The organism is Burkholderia puraquae (assembly GCF_002099195.1).
Taxonomy (GTDB): Bacteria; Pseudomonadota; Gammaproteobacteria; order Burkholderiales; family Burkholderiaceae; genus Burkholderia; species Burkholderia puraquae.
In genome coordinates, this window is the sequence record NZ_NBYX01000018.1 from 83,024 (window position 1) to 99,033 (window position 16,010).

Below are 16,010 nucleotides of genomic sequence, written 5' to 3' on the forward strand. Positions count from 1 at the left end.
AGCCGGCGCGTGTCGCCACCAAGGAATCGACGATGGATCTCGGCATCGCAGGAAAGACCGCGCTCGTGTGCGCGGCAAGCAAGGGGCTCGGTCGCGGCTGCGCGGAAGCGCTGGCCGCCGAGGGCGTGAACCTCGTGATCGTTGCGCGCACGCGCGACACGCTGGAGGAAACCGCGGAGGAGATCCGCGCCGGCGCGAACGTGTCGGTGACCGCGGTCGCCTGCGACATCACGACGCCGGACGGGCGCGCGGCCGCGCTCGCCGCGTGCCCGCAGCCGGACATTCTCGTGACGAATGCGGGCGGCCCGCCGCCTGGCGATTTCCGCGACTTCTCGCACGACGACTGGATCCGCGCGCTCGAATCGAACATGCTGACGCCGATCGAGCTGATCCGCGCGACCGTCGACGGGATGATCGGGCGCGGCTTCGGCCGGATCGTCAACATCACGAGCTCGGCCGTGAAGGCGCCGATCGACGTGCTCGCGCTGTCGAACGGCGCGCGCTCGGGCCTGACCGGCTTCGTCGCGGGGCTGTCGCGCAAGGTCGCCGGCCAGGGTGTAACCATCAACAACCTGCTGCCGGGGCTGTTCGACACCGACCGGATCGCGACCACGCTCGCCGCGTCCGCGAAGGCGCAGGGCGTGACGGTCGACGAGATGCGCGCGCGGCGCACGAAGGACATCCCGGCCGGCCGCCTCGGTACGCGCGAAGAGTTCGGCGCGGCGTGCGCGTTCCTGTGCAGCGTGCATGCCGGCTACATCACCGGGCAGAACTGGCTGCTCGACGGCGGCGCGTATCCGGGCACGTTCTGACGCACGCACCGCCATTCACGAAGACGACAACCATCGAACCACGAAGGAACCGGAGATGAGCAAACCCCGTATCGCATTGATTGCGCACGACGCCAAGAAGGACGAGATCGTCGCGCTCGCGGGCCAGTACCGCGAGACGCTCGCGCAATGCCGGCTGGTCGCGACGGGCACGACGGGCGGCCGCATCGCCGCCGCGCACGGGCTCGAGGTCGAGCGCAAGCTGTCGGGGCCGCTCGGCGGCGACCTGCAGATCGGTGCGGAGCTGGCCGACGGCCGCGTCGACATCGTCGTGTTCCTGCGCGACCCGATGACCGCGCAGCCGCACGATCCGGACATCACCGCGCTGGTGCGTGCGTGCGATGTGCATGACGTGCCGGTCGCGACCAACGTCGCGACCGCGCGGATGCTGCTCGACGATCTGGCGCGGAACATGCAGGACGTTTGCTAGGCGGGGGCTGGCGCGATGGTCCCGGTTTGACGCGCCCGTTATCGCACCAGTCCTTACCCTCGGTCGCATCGGCTACCCCGGCCAGATACCCGGCCATCGTGTGGCGCTCGGCATTGACGTACGGGCTATTGTCGGAACGGCTCACGCCGTCGAGCAAGCGCGCGCCGTCGACGCGCGGTACCGGCTCTGCGATTGCACTGCCGATACTTGCCGACAACGACGCGATAACAAACAGGTTCCGGATAAGAGGGCGGATCATTGCGCGTACTTGGCGAATTGGGCAAAAGGCAAAATAGCACGGTCGTCATCTCGTAAATGAGTACGGCGAGAACCTGGGTTGCCGGGCCCACCGGCATCGACGTCGGCCGACGGCGGCCCAGTGCGACGACGCGGCACGGGAGGTGCCCTGCGCACCGGGCGCGACGCGAAAATTCGCGGGGCGGCCCCGCTCAGCCATCGCGGACGGTACGCCGCCCGACCGGAAGGCCATGATCGAACGCGACGAAGTGTCACGAGCGTCGTTGATTGTGCAAGCGACAGGACCCACCGGGAGCCATTCTTCCGATCCTGCCGATCCGTCGGCTTACACGCCCATGCAATCCAGTTCAGGCGAAAACCCTACCGATGTGAAGGGATTGCATCGACGCGCTGCACGACCGCGCACGACGCGCGAGAATCGTCCGCTGCGGCCCGGGTTCGCCTGCATCGCCGCAGCGGCGACGTCGATACATTCGCCGAACCGGATTTCCAGATTCCAGACAGAAGAGGAGCAAACGATGCCGAAAGCAATCCGATACGACCAGCCGGGCGGCCCGGATGTGATGAAGTGGGTCGATGTCGAGGTCGGTGCGCCGAAGGCGGGTGAAGTCCGCATCCGGCAGCACGCGGTCGGCCTCAACTACATCGACGTGTATTTCCGCACCGGCCTTTACCCGCAGCCGCTGCCCGGCGGCCTCGGGATGGAGGCGGCGGGCGAGGTGACGGCCGTCGGAGAAGGCGTGACCACGCTCAAGGCGGGCGACCGCGTCGCGTACGTCGGGCAGCCGCCGGGTGCCTATGCGCAGGAACGCGTGATGCCGGCCGAGCGGCTCGTGAAGCTGCCGGACGGCATCAGCTACGACGACGCGGCGTCGGTCATGCTGCAGGGCCTGACCGCGCACTACCTGCTGCGCCGCACGTATCCGGTGAAGGCCGGCGACACGATCCTGATCCACGCGGCGGCCGGCGGCGTCGGCCTGCTCGTGTGCCAGTGGGCGAAGGCGCTCGGCGCGACCGTGATCGGGACGGTCGGCTCCGACGAGAAAGCCGCGCTCGCGAAGACGCACGGCTGCGACCATCCGATCGTCTACACGCGCGAGAACTTCACGCAGCGCGTGAAGGAGATCACGAACGGGGCGGGCGTGCCGGTCGTCTACGATTCGATCGGCAAGGACACCTACATCGGTTCGCTCGACTGCCTCGCGCCGCTCGGCTACTTCGTCAGCTTCGGCAATGCGTCGGGCCCGCTGCCGCCGATCGACTCGAAGGAATTCTCGTCGCGCGGCTCGCTGTTCTTTACGCGACCCACGCTGTTCTCGTACATCGCGAAGCGCGCCGATCTCGAATCCGCTGCCGCCGAGCTGTTCGACGTGCTGCTGTCGGGCAAGGTGAAGACCAGCATCAACCAGCGCTATCCGCTCGCGGAAGTCGGCCGCGCGCATGCCGATCTCGAGGCGCGCAAGACCACCGGCTCGACGATCCTCGTTCCCTGACCCATCCCCTCGTGCCGGCGCCGCGCCGGCATGTGCCATTTCGGGCGGCGCCACGGCGCCGTCCGTCCCGCCTCCCGGTTCCTGCCATCTCGCCGATCTCCGCGTTTACGCGTTTTTTATACCCGCCCCGTTACCTTTGACCCGTCCTTTACGTGCGTTCCCATAAGGTTCTAGTCGTCTGATTTCGACGATGGAGAACAAAAAAATGGATGGGGTTTTCATCGGCGCACTGGTGCTCTTCACCACGCTGATCCTCGGCTTGGTTGCCGGTTGCGACAAGCTCGTGCAATACGGTCGCGGGGGGCGAGCATGACCTGGATGCTTTGGCTGGCGGGCGCCTCGACGGCCCTGCTGTTCGCGTATCTCGTCTTTGCGCTGCTGCGCGCGGAGGACATCGAATGAACGCGAACAATCTCTTTCAGACGCTGCTCTTCATCATCGTGCTGCTGGCGGCGGCCGTTCCGGTCTCGCGCTACCTGTCGGCGGTGATGGACGGCAGCGCGCGTGTCGTGCGCGTGTTCGGCCCGCTCGAGCGCGCGCTGTACCGCATCGCCGGCGTCGACGCCGGCAGCGAGATGAACTGGAAGCAGTACGCAGTCGCGACGATCGCGTTCAACGCGCTCGGCGCGCTGTTCCTCTACGGCCTGCTGCGCCTGCAGGGCTTCCTGCCCGGCAACCCGCAGCAGTTCGGCGCGATGACGGTCGACGGCGCGTTCAACACGGCCGTCAGCTTCGTCACCAACACGAACTGGCAGGACTACACGCCCGAGCAGACCGTCAGCTACCTGACGCAGATGCTCGGCCTGACCGTGCAGAACTTCCTGTCGGCGGCAACCGGCATCGTCGTCGTGATCGCACTGATCCGCGGCTTCGCGCGCCATACCGCGCAGACGATCGGCAACTTCTGGGTCGACCTCACGCGCGTGACGATGTACGTGCTCGTGCCGATGTCGATGGTCATCGCCGCGCTGCTGATGAGCCAGGGCGTGATCCAGAACATGAGGGCGTACCAGGACGTGCAAGTGCTGCAGGCGAGCACCTATGCGGCGCCGAAGCTCGACGCGCAGGGCAACCCGGTGAAGGACGACAAGGGCAATGCGGTGACGGTGCCGACGCCGCTCACGAAGCAGACGCTCGCGATGGGCCCGGTCGCGTCGCAGGAAGCAATCAAGATGCTCGGCACCAACGGTGGCGGCTTCTTCAACGCGAACTCCGCGCACCCGTACGAGAACCCGACGCCGTTCGCGAACTTCCTGCAGATCTTCTCGATCCTGATCATCCCGGCCGCGCTGTGTCTCGTGTTCGGCCGCGTGATCGGCGATCGCCGGCAGGGTATTGCCGTGCTCGCGGCGATGACGGTCGCGTTCGTGCTTGCGATCGGCATCGAGGTGAGCGCCGAGCAGGGCGGCAACCCGACGCTCGCCGCGCTGCGTGTCGACCAGTCGACGAACGCGCTACAGCCGGGCGGCAACATGGAAGGCAAGGAAACGCGCTTCGGCATTGCGCAGACCGGCATCTTCACGGTCGCGACGACGGCCGCGTCGTGCGGCGCGGTCGACACGATGCACGATTCGCTGACGCCGCTCGGCGGTCTCGTGCCGATGCTGCTGATGCAGCTGGGCGAGGTGATCTACGGCGGGGTCGGCTCGGGTCTCTACGGGATGCTCGTGTTCGCGCTGCTCGCGGTGTTCGTCGCCGGCCTGATGATCGGCCGCACGCCGGAATACGTCGGCAAGAAGATCGAAGCGTACGAGATGAAGATGGTGTCGATCGTCGTGCTGCTCACGCCGCTGCTCGTGCTGGTCGGCACGTCGATCGCCGTGCTCGCCGATGCAGGCAAGGCCGGCATCGCGAACCCGGGCCCGCACGGTTTCTCGGAAATCCTGTACGCGTTCAGCTCGGCTGCCAACAACAACGGCAGCGCGTTCGCGGGCCTGACGGTCGGCACGCCGTTCTACAACTGGATGACCGCGATCGCGATGTGGTTCGGCCGTTTCGGCACGATCGTGCCGGTGCTGGCGATCGCCGGCTCGCTGGCCGCGAAGAAGCGCATCGCGGTGACGAGCGGCACGCTGCCGACGCACGGTCCGCTGTTCGTCGTGCTGCTGCTCGGCACCGTGTTGCTGGTGGGCGCGCTGACCTACGTGCCGGCGCTTGCGCTCGGCCCGGGCGTCGAGCACCTGATGATGTGGCTGGGCGCGTGATGCGCGCCCGCATCGCGACACCTTGAAAAGACTGAAGAGATTGAAGAGATCGCAATGACTCAACATTCCGCAACACGGTCCATGTTCGATCCGGCGCTGCTGCGCCCGGCGATCGTGGACTCGTTCAAGAAACTCACGCCGCGCACGCAGTTCCGCAACCCGGTGATGTTCTGCGTGTACGTCGGCAGCATCCTGACCACGATCCTGTGGATCGCGGCGCTCGCCGGCCAGGCCGAGGCGCCTGCGGGCTTCATCCTCGCGATCGCGCTGTGGCTGTGGTTCACCGTGCTGTTCGCGAACTTCGCCGAGGCGCTCGCCGAAGGGCGCTCGAAGGCGCAGGCCGCGTCGCTGCGCAGCGCGAAGAAGGACGTGATGGCGAAGAAGCTCAACGAGCCGCATCCGAAGTCGCCCATCCGCATCACGACCGCGACCGAGCTGCGCAAGGGTGACGTCGTGCTGGTCGAGGCCGGCGACGTGATCCCGGCCGACGGCGAGGTGGTCGAAGGTGTCGCGTCGGTCGACGAATCGGCGATCACCGGCGAATCCGCGCCGGTGATCCGCGAGTCGGGCGGCGACTTCTCGTCGGTGACGGGCGGCACGCGCGTGCTGTCCGACTGGATCGTCGTGAAGGTCACCGCGAACCCGGGCGAGGCGTTCCTCGACCGGATGATCGCGATGGTCGAAGGCGCGAAGCGCAAGAAGACGCCGAACGAGATCGCGCTGACGATCCTGCTCGTCGCGCTGACGATCGTGATGCTGCTCGCGACCGCGACGCTGCTGCCGTTCTCGACGTTCGCGGTCGAAGCGATGAAGGCCGGCCACGTCGTGACGATCACCGCGCTCGTTGCGCTGCTCGTGTGCCTGATCCCGACGACGATCGGCGGGCTGTTGTCCGCGATCGGCGTGGCCGGGATGAGCCGGATGATGCAGGCGAACGTGATCGCAACGTCGGGCCGCGCGGTGGAAGCGGCCGGCGACGTCGACGTGCTGCTGCTCGACAAGACCGGCACGATCACGCTCGGCAACCGCCAGGCGTCGATGTTCGTGCCCGCGCCGGGCGTGACCGAGGAGGCGCTGGCCGATGCCGCGCAACTGTCTTCGCTCGCCGACGAAACGCCGGAAGGCCGCAGCATCGTCGTGCTGGCAAAGGAACGCTTCAACATCCGCCAGCGTGACATGGGGCAATTGCACGCGACGTTCCTCGGCTTCTCCGCGCAAACGCGGATGAGCGGCGTCGACCTTCCCGGCCGTGAAATCCGCAAGGGTGCGGCCGATGCGATCCGCCGCTACGTCGAGACGCACGGCGGCCGCTTCCCGGAAGAAGTGCGCCGCGCGGTCGACGACGTCGCGCGCCGCGGCAGCACGCCGCTCGTCGTGGCCGACCTGCATGAAGGCGCGGCCCGCGTGCTCGGCGTGATCGAGCTGAAGGACATCGTGAAGGGCGGCATCAAGGAGCGCTTCGCGGAACTGCGCAAGATGGGCATCAAGACCGTGATGGTGACGGGCGACAACCGGCTGACGGCCGCGGCGATCGCGGCGGAAGCGGGCGTCGACGATTTCCTCGCGGAAGCGACGCCGGAAACCAAGCTCGCGACGATCCGCGAGCATCAGGCGGCCGGCCGCCTCGTCGCGATGACGGGTGACGGCACCAACGACGCGCCGGCACTCGCGCAGGCAGACGTCGCCGTGGCGATGAACACCGGTACGCAGGCCGCGAAGGAAGCCGGCAACATGGTCGATCTCGACTCGAACCCGACGAAGCTGATCGAGATCGTCGAGATCGGCAAGCAGATGCTGATGACGCGCGGCTCGCTGACGACGTTCTCGATCGCGAACGATATCGCGAAGTATTTCGCGATCATCCCGGCCGCGTTCGTCACCACCTATCCGCAACTGCGCGTGCTTGACATCATGCACCTGACATCGCCTGCGTCGGCGATCCTGTCGGCGGTGATTTTCAACGCGCTGATCATCGTCGCGCTGATCCCGCTCGCGCTGAAGGGCGTCACGTACCGGCCGCTCGGCGCCGCGTCGCTCCTGCGCCGCAACCTGCTGGTGTACGGCCTCGGCGGCGTGCTGCTGCCGTTCCCGTTCATCAAGCTGATCGACATGACGCTCGCCGCACTCGGCTGGGCCTGAACCGGCCGATATTGAAGGAAACATCATGAAAACGTTGATTCGTCCGCTCGTCGTGATCTTTGTCGTGCTGACCGCGGTGACGGGGCTCGCGTACCCGGCCGTGATGACCGTGTTCGGCCAGGCGGTGTTCCCGTCGCAGGCGAACGGCAGCCTGATCGAGAAGGACGGCAAGGCGGTTGGCTCCGCGCTGATCGGCCAGCCGTTCGATGCGCCGAAGTACTTCTGGGGCCGGCTGTCGGCCACGTCGCCGATGCCGTACAACGCGTCCGGCTCCGGCGGCTCGAACCTCGGCCCGCTGAACCCGTCGCTCGCCGACCAGGTGAAGGGGCGCATCGCCGCGCTGCGCGACGCAGGTACCGACATGTCGAAGCCGGTGCCGGTCGACCTCGTGACGGCGTCGGCGAGCGGCCTCGATCCGGAAATCACGCCGGCCGCCGCCGCGTACCAGGTCGAGCGTGTCGCGAAGGCGCGCAACCTGGCGCCCGACGCGGTCGCGCAGCTCGTCGCCGCGAACACGACGGGCCGCCAGTTCGGCGTGCTCGGCGAAGCGCGCGTGAACGTGCTGAAGCTGAACCTCGCGCTCGACGCGGCGCAGGCTGCGCACTGACCGAGCGCGCGGCAACCGGCGTCCGGCGCGGCCCGATCCGCGCCGGACCCATCCTTTTCCGACGGCGCATGCGCCGTCTTTGCCTTTTGCGGCGATTTGGAACAACAATGCTCGTACTCGCGCGCATCCGGGCGCTCCGCCTTTCTGACGCATGAATCGTCCCGATCCAGACCAACTCCTCGACAAGCTGCAGCGTGACGAAGAAAAGCAGCGGCGCGGCCAGCTCAAGATCTTCTTCGGCGCATCGGCCGGTGTCGGCAAGACCTACGCGATGCTGCAGGCCGCGCGCCAGCGCCTGCAGGAGGGCGTCGACGTCGTCGTCGGCATCGTCGAGACCCACGGGCGCAGCGAAACCGCCGCGCTGCTCGACGGCCTCGACGTACTGCCGCTCGCGCGCATCGACTATCGCGGCCGCACGCTCGCCGAATTCGATCTCGATGGCGCGCTCGCGCGCCAGCCGCAACTGATCCTCGTCGACGAGCTTGCGCACTCGAACGTGCAGGGCGCGCGGCACCTGAAGCGCTGGCAGGATGTGTACGAGCTGCTCGACGCGGGCATCGACGTCTACACGACCGTCAACGTCCAGCACCTCGAAAGCCTGAACGACGTGGTCGGCGCGATCACCGGCATCCGCGTGTGGGAGACGGTGCCCGACCGCGTGTTCGACGCGGCCGACGAAGTCACGCTCGTCGACCTGCCGGCCGAGGAACTGCTCGAGCGGATGCGCGACGGCAAGGTCTATCTCGCGCAGCAGGCGGAGCGGGCGGTGCGCAACTTCTTCCGCAAGGGCAACCTGATCGCACTGCGCGAACTTGCGCTGCGGCGCACGGCCGATCGCGTCGACGCGCAGATGCGCGAATACCGCGCCGACCGTTCGATCCAGCGCATCTGGCAGGCGCGCGAGCGCCTGCTCGTGTGCGTCGGGCCGGGCCCCGAAGCACCGACGCTCGTGCGCGCGGCCGCGCGGCTCGCCGCGAGCCTGAAGGCCGACTGGATCGCCGTCTATGTGGAGACGCCGCGCCTGCAGCGGCTGCCCGATGCGCGACGGCAGCGCACGCTCGACGCACTGAAGCTCGCGGCCGAACTCGGCGCGGAGACGGCCACGCTCGCCGGCGCCGACGCGGTTGCCGCGCTGATCGGCTATGCGAAGGTGCGCAACGTGTCGAAGATCGTCGCGGGCGGCTCGCCGAAGGCCGGGCTCGTGCGCCGCCTCGCGCGGCCGTTCGGCGAACAGCTCGCCGAACGCGCGGGCGACGTCGACCTGATGCTGATCCGTGCGTCCGCGAGCGACGAGGCACGCGCCGCACCGCTCGACGCGCGTGCGCGCGACTGGCGCGATGCGTTCGCGCAGTTCGGCACGCACCGTTCGCCGCCGCGGCACTATGTATACGCGGCCGCGATCTGCGCGGCGATCACGGTCGTCGCGAGCCTCGTGTCCGAGCGGCTCGACCTCACGAACCTCGTGATGCTGTACCTGCTCGGCGTCGTGTTCTCCGCCGTGCGGCTCGGGCGCGGCCCGGGCGTGCTGCAGTCGTTCCTGTCGGTGGCCGCGTTCGATTTTTTCTTCGTGCCGCCGCGCATGTCGTTCTCGGTCAGCGATACGCAATACCTGCTGACCTTCTTCGGGATGCTGCTGACGTCGCTCGTGATCAGCCACCTGACGTCGACATTGACGCGCCAGGCGAGCGTCGCACAGCGCCGCGAGCGCCGCACCGGCGCGATCTATGCGATGGCGCGCGAGCTGGGCGCGGCGCTGACGACCGAGCAGATCGTCGAGATTGGCAGCCGCCACGTGGGCGAGGTGTTCCGCGCGCGCGTCGCGTTCCTGCTGCCCGACAGCGCGGACAAGGTGCGGCAGAAAATCGAGGAGCCCGATGCGGCCGTCACGCTGACGGGCGCCGATCTCGACAGCGACGTCGGCCAGTGGGTGTACGACCAGCAGAGGCCGGCCGGCCGCGGCACCGATACGTTGCCCGCGACGGCCGCGCTGTACCTGCCGCTGAAGGCGCCGATGCGCACGCGTGGCGTGCTTGCGGTCGCGTCGCGCGAACCGCGCGAACTCGAGGTGCCCGAGCAGCAGCGGATGCTCGACGCATTCGCCGCGCAGATCGCGCTCGCGCTCGAACGCGTGCACTACGTGGAGATCGCGCGCGACGCGCTCGTCAGCATGGAATCCGAGCGGCTGCGCAACTCGTTGCTGTCGGCGATCTCGCACGACCTGCGCACGCCGCTCACGACGATCGTCGGTTTCTCGTCGATGCTTGCGAACGGGCGCGCGGCCGCGCAGGGTGGCGACGCGGCGGCGGCCGAACGCTCCGCGCAGCGCGAGGGCGAACTCGTCGACGCGATCCACGACGAGGCGCTGCGGATGACGGGCATCGTCACGAACCTGCTCGACATGGCGCGGCTGCAGGCCGGTAGCCTGCAGCTCAAGCGCCAGTGGTCGCTGCTCGAGGAAACCGTCGGCGCCGCACTCGCCGCCTGCAAGCGCGTGCTTGCGCGCCATCCCGCGCGCGTCATGCTGCCGGCCGACCTGCCGCTGTTGCAGATGGATGCGGTGCTGATGGAGCGCCTGTTCACCAACCTGTTCGAGAACGCGGCGAAGTACACGCCGCCCGATACGCCGCTCGACATCGGCGCCGAGCGCGTGACCGAAGACGGGTTGCCGTTCGTGCGCGTGCATGTCGACGATCACGGCCCGGGCCTGCCGGCCGGCATGGAAACGCGGATCTTCGACAAGTTCACGCGCGGCGAGAAGGAATCGGCGACGCCCGGCATCGGCCTCGGCCTCGCGATCTGCCGCGCGATCGTCGAGGCGCACGGCGGTAAAATCGGCGCGCTCAACCGCGTCGCGCCCGACGGCCACGTGACGGGCGCGCGCTTCTGGTTCACGCTGCCGGTCGAGACACCGCCGGCCGTGCCCGCCGTATCCGACGACGAACCCGATGTGCCGGGTGCATCGTCCCCATCCGAGTCATTGCCAGACCATGAGTGAACCCAGCCTGACCGTCGTCCTGATCGAGGACGAAAAGCAGATCCGCCGTTTCGTGCGCGCCGCGCTCGAGGAGGAGGACATCGCGGTGTTCGAGGCCGAGACGGGCAAGCAGGGGCTGATCGACGCGGCGACGCGCAAGCCCGATCTCGTGATCGTCGACCTCGGCCTGCCCGATACCGACGGCCTCGACGTGATCCGCGAGCTGCGCGGCTGGTCCGAGGTGCCGGTGATCGTGCTGTCCGCGCGCACGCAGGAAGAAGAGAAGGTCGCGGCGCTCGACGCGGGCGCCGACGATTACCTGACCAAGCCGTTCGGCGTGTCCGAACTGCGTGCGCGGATCCGTGCGCAACTGCGCCGGCGCAACCAGGGCGGTGCGAACGAGTCGCCGAAAGTGAGCTTCGGCACGGTGGCCGTCGATCTCGCGCTGCGCCAGGTGTGGCGCGACGGAGAGATCGTGCACCTGACGCCGCTCGAGTACCGGCTGCTCGCGACGCTCGTGCGGCACGCTGGGCGCGTGCTCACGCACCGCCAGTTGCTGCGCGACGTGTGGGGGCCGTCGCACATCGAAAGCCATCACTACCTGCGCATCTACATGGCGCACCTGCGCCAGAAGCTCGAGCGCGACCCGGCGCAGCCCGAGTACATCATCACCGAGACGGGCGTCGGCTACCGGCTCGTCGGCGCCGCATGACGGGCCCGGCCGGGCCGCAGCGGCGCACGTGCGCGTGACGTCGCGCGCCGGCAGGGTTGCGTCGGCGCGACAGTCTCGCGGCCGACGCGCGCGTTGCACACCCGGCGCTCATTCCCCGTTATCCTGACCGCTCCGCGAACGAAAACGAGGAGCGTGCAATGTCCGTCCGTCTGGTCGTCATCTGTGCGCTGGCGCTTGCTGCGTCTGGCGCGTTCGCCCAACCGCTGCCGCCCGGGCAGCAACCGTCGTCGTCCCAGCAGGCGATGGCCAATCCCGCGTCGGTCAATTGCGCCAAGCTCGGCGGCCGCCACACGATCCGCAACCTGTCGAGCGGGCAGGTCGGCATGTGCGTGTTCAACGACGGCCGCGTGTGCGAGGAGTGGGCGCTGTACCGCGACGACCGCTGCGTCGGCGGCGTCAGCCCGAAGCGCGTTTCGAACTGACCGGGCCCGGCCGATCGCGCCCCCGATCGGCCGCCGGCTGCGCGCCGCGTCCGTAAGCATCTTGTTATACTCGGCGCCGCCCGGGGACGACCCCGGGTCATTCGCTGCAACGGGGACGGCCCCATCCGATACGGAGTACGTCGAGATGGCGTGGGTATTGTTGTTGATTGCCGGTTTGCTGGAAGTGGCCTGGGCGGCCGGCATGAAATCGTCGGACGGCTTCACGAGGCTCGGTCCGTCGGTGTTTACGATCGTGACGGCGCTGGCCAGCTTCGGGCTGCTCGCGGTCGCGATGCGCCAGTTGCCGCTCGGCACCGCGTACGCGGTGTGGACGGGCATCGGCGCGGTCGGTGCGTTCGTGTTCGGCATCGTGATGATGGGCGAGGCGCTGACCGTCGCGCGCGTCGCGAGTGCCGCGCTGATCGTCGCGGGGCTGATCGGCCTCAAGCTGTCGTCGGCTGCCTGAATGCGGCATCCGGGTGCGCCCGCGCCCGGTGCCGCACTGCGGAATTGCGCCGGCCACCCGCCTGGCCTGTCTATAATGGAACGCATTCGGGCCTGAATACCGACGTGCTTCTCGCGGCACGCGGTGCCGGTCGCCACGCGCCGCGCGGCCGGTCTGTCCGACCCGATCCGATCAATCGGCAAAGCGCACGGAAAGTGCAAGGAGAGGGCCATGATCGAAGCCATTTCGCTCGGCGCGGGGCTCGCGTGGGCGAGCGGCCTGCGCCTGTACCTGACGGTGCTGATCGCCGGCGTGCTGGCGCGGTTCGGCTGGCTCCACCTGCCCGACACGCTGGCCGTCCTGATGTCGCCGTGGGTCATCGGCGCCGCGGCCGTGCTTACCCTCACCGAATTCCTTGCCGACAAGATCCCCGCGTTCGACTCGCTGTGGGATGCCGTGCACACCTTCATCCGCATTCCGGCCGGCGCCGTGCTCGCAGCCGGCGCGCTCGGCCATGCCGATCCGACCGTGCTCGCGGTCGCGGGGCTCGCAGGCGGCTCGCTCGCCGGTGCCGCGCACGTGGCGAAGGCGGGCACGCGCGCGATGATCAACCTGTCTCCCGAACCGATTTCGAACTGGATCGCATCGTCGACCGAGGACGGCCTCGTGGTCGGCGGGCTCGCGCTCGCGTTCTTCGTTCCGCTCGCGTTCCTCGTGCTGCTCGCCGCTTTCATCGCGGCTTCGGCATGGGCGCTCCCGCGCCTGTGGCGCGGCGTCTCGGGCGGCTTTCGCGGCATGGCGAACCACATGGTGTCGCGGCTGAACTCGATCGGGGGGAAGCGCGATTGAAGGGGCGGCAACACGCGGCGCAGCCGCCGGCCGGGCAACCCGGCCATGAGGTGCCCGCGCATGCCGGCCGCTTCGGCCTGCGCGACCTGATCCGCCAGGCCGCACGCATGACCGCGCGCGACTGGCGCGCGGGCGAGCTGACGCTGCTCGTCCTCGCATTGGTGCTCGCGGTCGCGGCGCTGACGAGCGTCGGCTTCCTCGCCGACCGGCTGCGCCAGGGGCTCGAGCGCGACGCGCGCCAGATGCTCGGCGCCGATTTCGTCGTGCGGGCCGATCGCCCCGTCGACCCGTCGTTCGACCGGCAGGCCCGCGCGCTCGGCCTGCGTACCGCAACGACCGCCATTTTCCCGAGCATGATCGCGTCCGCCACGGGCGGCCAGGCGACCGACGCGGCGCCATCGCGCCTCGCGGCCGTGAAGGCCGTGTCGCCCGGATATCCGTTGCGCGGCGCGGTCGAGATCCTGCCCGCCGGCGCCACCGCTGCGCAGAAGGCGGCCGAGATTCCCGCACCCGGCACCGTGTGGGCCGATCCGGCGCTGCTCGATGCGCTGCACCTGAAGGCGGGCGATACGGTGCGCGTCGGGCTGCGCACGTTCAAGGTCGCCGCATCGATCTCTCGCGAACTCGATCGCGGGTTTTCCTTCGTCAATTTTTCGCCGCGGTTGATGATGCGCGCGGACGAGCTCGCCGCGACGGGGCTTACGGGCTACGGCAGCCGCGTCACGTACCGGCTGCTGGTCGCCGGCGACCAGCAGCCCGTTGCGCGCTTCGAAGCCTATGCGCACGCACGCGTCGACGGCGGGAAACTGCGCGGCGTCGGCCTGGAGTCGTTGCAGGAAGGCCAGCCGCAGGTGCGGCAGACGCTGGATCGCGCGCGCCACTTCCTGACGCTCGTCGCGCTGCTGACCGCGCTGCTCGCGGCGGTCGCGATCGCGATGGCCGCGCAACGCTACATGCGGCGCCATCTCGACGGCTGCGCGACGATGCGCTGCCTCGGCGTGAGCCGCCGCACGCTCGGCGCGCTGTTCGCGCTCGAATTCGCCGGCATCGGGATCGTGTCCGGCGCCGCAGGCGCGGTGCTCGGCTACGGCGGCCACTGGGCGTTGCTGGCCGCGCTCGGCGGACTGATCGATGTGGTGCTGCCGCCGCCCACGCTGTGGCCGGCGCTGATCGGCGTGGGCGCCGCGCTCGTGCTGCTGCTCGGCTTCGCGCTGCCGCCGCTCGTGCCACTCACGCGCGTGCCGCCGGTGCGCGTGCTGCGGCGCGAGTGGGGCGATGCGTCGCGCACCGCGTGGGCCGCGTATGCGATCGGCGTCGTGCTGTTCGCGGGGCTGCTGATCGTGGCCGCCGGCAACCTGAAACTCGGGCTGATCGTCGCGGGCGGTTTCGCCGGCGCGCTGGTCGGTTTCACGCTGATCGCGCGGCTCGTGCTGTTCGCCGCCGCGCGTGCGGTGCGCAACGCACGCGTGGCCGCGGGCGTCGGCTGGCGCTACGCGCTCGCGTCGCTGCACCGGCGCGGCACGGCCAGCGCGCTGCAGATCACCGCGCTCGCGCTCGGCCTGATGTGCCTGCTGCTGATCGCGATCACGCGCAACGACCTCGTCGCGGGCTGGCGGCAGTCGACGCCGCCCGATGCGCCGAACCAGTTCCTGATCGACATCCAGCCCGACCAGCGCGCCGACGTCGCGGCCTATCTGACCGCGCACGGCGTGCGCGACGCGGTGCCCGCGCCGATGGTGCGCGGCCGTCTCGTCGCGATCAACGGCAAGCCGGTGAATCCTGATGCATACCCGTCCGACGAGGCGCGCCGGCTCGTCGACCGCGAGTTTAACCTGTCTTATACGACCGAGCTGCCGTCCGACAACCGGATCGTCGAAGGCGACTGGTTCGGCACCACGGCTACACCTCAGATCTCGATCGAGGCCGGCCTCGCGAAGACGCTGAACGTAAAGCCGGGCGACGTGCTGCGTTTCGACGTGACGGGGCTGACGGTCGACGCGCCGATCACGAGCGTGCGCAAGCTCGACTGGGGCTCGTTCCGCGTCAATTTCTTCGTGCTGATGCCGCCGCCGGTGCTGAAGGATTTCCCGGCCGTGTACCTGACGAGCTTCCATTTGCCGGCATCGGACGCCGCGCTGCTCGATCCGCTGATCGCGCGCTACCCGAACCTGACCGCGATCGACGTCGCGCCGATCCTCGCGCAGTTGCAGCGGATGATGCTGCAGGTGGTGGGGGCGGTGCAGTTCCTGTTCGCGTTCACGCTCGCCGCCGGCGTACTCGTGCTGTACACGGCGCTTGCCGGCACGCGCGACGAGCGCGTGCGCGAGGCCGCGCTGCTGCGTGCGCTCGGCGCGTCCCGCGCGCAGGTCAATGCAGTGCAGCGTGCGGAATTCGTCGTGGTCGGCGCGCTGGCCGGCGTGCTGGCCTCCGCGGGCGCGATCGCGGTCGGCTGGGTGCTCGCGTCGCGCGTGTTCGACTTCCAGCTCGCTGTCGATCCGTGGCTCGTGCCGGCCGGCATCGCGGCCGGCGTTGCGTGTGCCGGTGCGGCCGGCTGGCTGAGCCTGCATAATGTGTTGCGGCGCCCCGCGCTGCAGTCGCTGCGCGACGCATGAGCGTCGCCGCGGCC

Annotated in this window: 14 protein-coding genes; all 14 read left to right on the forward strand. The window is 69.1% G+C overall.

The window, feature by feature from the left end; translation table 11 throughout:
• Nucleotides 1-32: 32 nt before the first annotated feature.
• Nucleotides 33-812, forward strand: a complete 780-nt coding sequence (locus tag B7G54_RS28150) for an SDR family oxidoreductase (protein ID WP_085042085.1) — start codon at nt 33-35, stop codon at nt 810-812.
• Between the two features lie 55 nt (nt 813-867).
• A complete protein-coding gene (locus B7G54_RS28155; protein ID WP_006478230.1) occupies nt 868-1,260 on the forward strand; it encodes a methylglyoxal synthase in 393 nt (130 codons plus the stop codon).
• Between the two features lie 776 nt (nt 1,261-2,036).
• Complete coding sequence (locus tag B7G54_RS28160) at nt 2,037-3,011, forward strand: quinone oxidoreductase family protein (RefSeq protein ID WP_085042027.1); 975 nt, start codon at nt 2,037-2,039, stop codon at nt 3,009-3,011.
• Nucleotides 3,012-3,201: 190 nt separating this feature from the next.
• The gene (locus B7G54_RS40030) at nt 3,202-3,324 is read left to right on the forward strand and encodes a hypothetical protein (RefSeq protein WP_279628091.1); all 123 of its coding nucleotides are present in this window, start codon (nt 3,202-3,204) and stop codon (nt 3,322-3,324) included.
• A complete protein-coding gene (gene kdpF, locus B7G54_RS28165; protein ID WP_006752209.1) occupies nt 3,321-3,413 on the forward strand; it encodes a K(+)-transporting ATPase subunit F in 93 nt (30 codons plus the stop codon). Before B7G54_RS40030 ends, kdpF begins: the two co-directional genes overlap by 4 nt.
• Entirely contained in the window at nt 3,410-5,215 is a 1,806-nt protein-coding gene (gene kdpA / locus B7G54_RS28170) for a potassium-transporting ATPase subunit KdpA (RefSeq protein WP_085042028.1), read from the forward strand. The genes kdpF and kdpA overlap by 4 nt, the downstream gene beginning before the upstream one ends.
• Before the next feature lie 54 nt (nt 5,216-5,269).
• Nucleotides 5,270-7,354 carry a potassium-transporting ATPase subunit KdpB gene (gene kdpB, locus B7G54_RS28175; protein WP_085042029.1) on the forward strand — a complete coding sequence of 695 codons (2,085 nt, stop codon included), beginning with the start codon at nt 5,270-5,272 and terminating at the stop codon, nt 7,352-7,354.
• A gap of 25 nt (nt 7,355-7,379) precedes the next feature.
• Nucleotides 7,380-7,961, forward strand: coding sequence for a potassium-transporting ATPase subunit KdpC (gene kdpC / locus B7G54_RS28180; RefSeq protein WP_085042030.1), 582 nt, complete (start codon nt 7,380-7,382; stop codon nt 7,959-7,961).
• 151 nt (nt 7,962-8,112) lie between these two features.
• Nucleotides 8,113-10,956, forward strand: a complete 2,844-nt coding sequence (locus B7G54_RS28185; protein ID WP_085042031.1) for a DUF4118 domain-containing protein — start codon at nt 8,113-8,115, stop codon at nt 10,954-10,956.
• Nucleotides 10,949-11,647, forward strand: coding sequence for a two-component system response regulator KdpE (gene kdpE / locus B7G54_RS28190; RefSeq protein WP_085042032.1), 699 nt, complete (start codon nt 10,949-10,951; stop codon nt 11,645-11,647). Before B7G54_RS28185 ends, kdpE begins: the two co-directional genes overlap by 8 nt.
• A 158-nt stretch (nt 11,648-11,805) precedes the next feature.
• Complete coding sequence (locus tag B7G54_RS28195) at nt 11,806-12,090, forward strand: putative hemolysin (protein WP_085042033.1); 285 nt, start codon at nt 11,806-11,808, stop codon at nt 12,088-12,090.
• A 145-nt stretch (nt 12,091-12,235) separates the two neighbouring features.
• Nucleotides 12,236-12,556, forward strand: coding sequence for a quaternary ammonium compound efflux SMR transporter SugE (sugE, locus tag B7G54_RS28200; protein WP_069747437.1), 321 nt, complete (start codon nt 12,236-12,238; stop codon nt 12,554-12,556).
• A gap of 210 nt (nt 12,557-12,766) precedes the next feature.
• A complete protein-coding gene (locus tag B7G54_RS28205; RefSeq protein WP_085042034.1) occupies nt 12,767-13,384 on the forward strand; it encodes a DUF4126 domain-containing protein in 618 nt (205 codons plus the stop codon).
• A complete protein-coding gene (locus B7G54_RS28210) occupies nt 13,381-15,996 on the forward strand; it encodes an ABC transporter permease (RefSeq protein ID WP_085042035.1) in 2,616 nt (871 codons plus the stop codon). The genes B7G54_RS28205 and B7G54_RS28210 overlap by 4 nt, the downstream gene beginning before the upstream one ends.
• Nucleotides 15,997-16,010 lie beyond the last annotated feature (14 nt).

Excerpts from the sequence above, each read along its gene's own strand:
- B7G54_RS28205 (WP_085042034.1), top strand. The coding sequence starts at position 12,767 with ATGATCGAAGCCATTTCGCTCGGCGCGGGGCTCGCGTGGGCGAGCGGC.
- kdpA (WP_085042028.1), top strand. The coding sequence starts at position 3,410 with ATGAACGCGAACAATCTCTTTCAGACGCTGCTCTTCATCATCGTGCTG.
- kdpC (WP_085042030.1), top strand. The coding sequence starts at position 7,380 with ATGAAAACGTTGATTCGTCCGCTCGTCGTGATCTTTGTCGTGCTGACC.
- B7G54_RS40030 (WP_279628091.1), top strand. The coding sequence starts at position 3,202 with ATGGAGAACAAAAAAATGGATGGGGTTTTCATCGGCGCACTGGTGCTC.
- kdpE (WP_085042032.1), top strand. The coding sequence starts at position 10,949 with ATGAGTGAACCCAGCCTGACCGTCGTCCTGATCGAGGACGAAAAGCAG.
- B7G54_RS28195 (WP_085042033.1), top strand. The coding sequence starts at position 11,806 with ATGTCCGTCCGTCTGGTCGTCATCTGTGCGCTGGCGCTTGCTGCGTCT.
- kdpF (WP_006752209.1), top strand. The coding sequence starts at position 3,321 with ATGACCTGGATGCTTTGGCTGGCGGGCGCCTCGACGGCCCTGCTGTTC.
- B7G54_RS28150 (WP_085042085.1), top strand. The coding sequence starts at position 33 with ATGGATCTCGGCATCGCAGGAAAGACCGCGCTCGTGTGCGCGGCAAGC.
- kdpB (WP_085042029.1), top strand. The coding sequence starts at position 5,270 with ATGACTCAACATTCCGCAACACGGTCCATGTTCGATCCGGCGCTGCTG.
- sugE (WP_069747437.1), top strand. The coding sequence starts at position 12,236 with ATGGCGTGGGTATTGTTGTTGATTGCCGGTTTGCTGGAAGTGGCCTGG.
- B7G54_RS28185 (WP_085042031.1), top strand. The coding sequence starts at position 8,113 with ATGAATCGTCCCGATCCAGACCAACTCCTCGACAAGCTGCAGCGTGAC.
- B7G54_RS28160 (WP_085042027.1), top strand. The coding sequence starts at position 2,037 with ATGCCGAAAGCAATCCGATACGACCAGCCGGGCGGCCCGGATGTGATG.
- B7G54_RS28155 (WP_006478230.1), top strand. The coding sequence starts at position 868 with ATGAGCAAACCCCGTATCGCATTGATTGCGCACGACGCCAAGAAGGAC.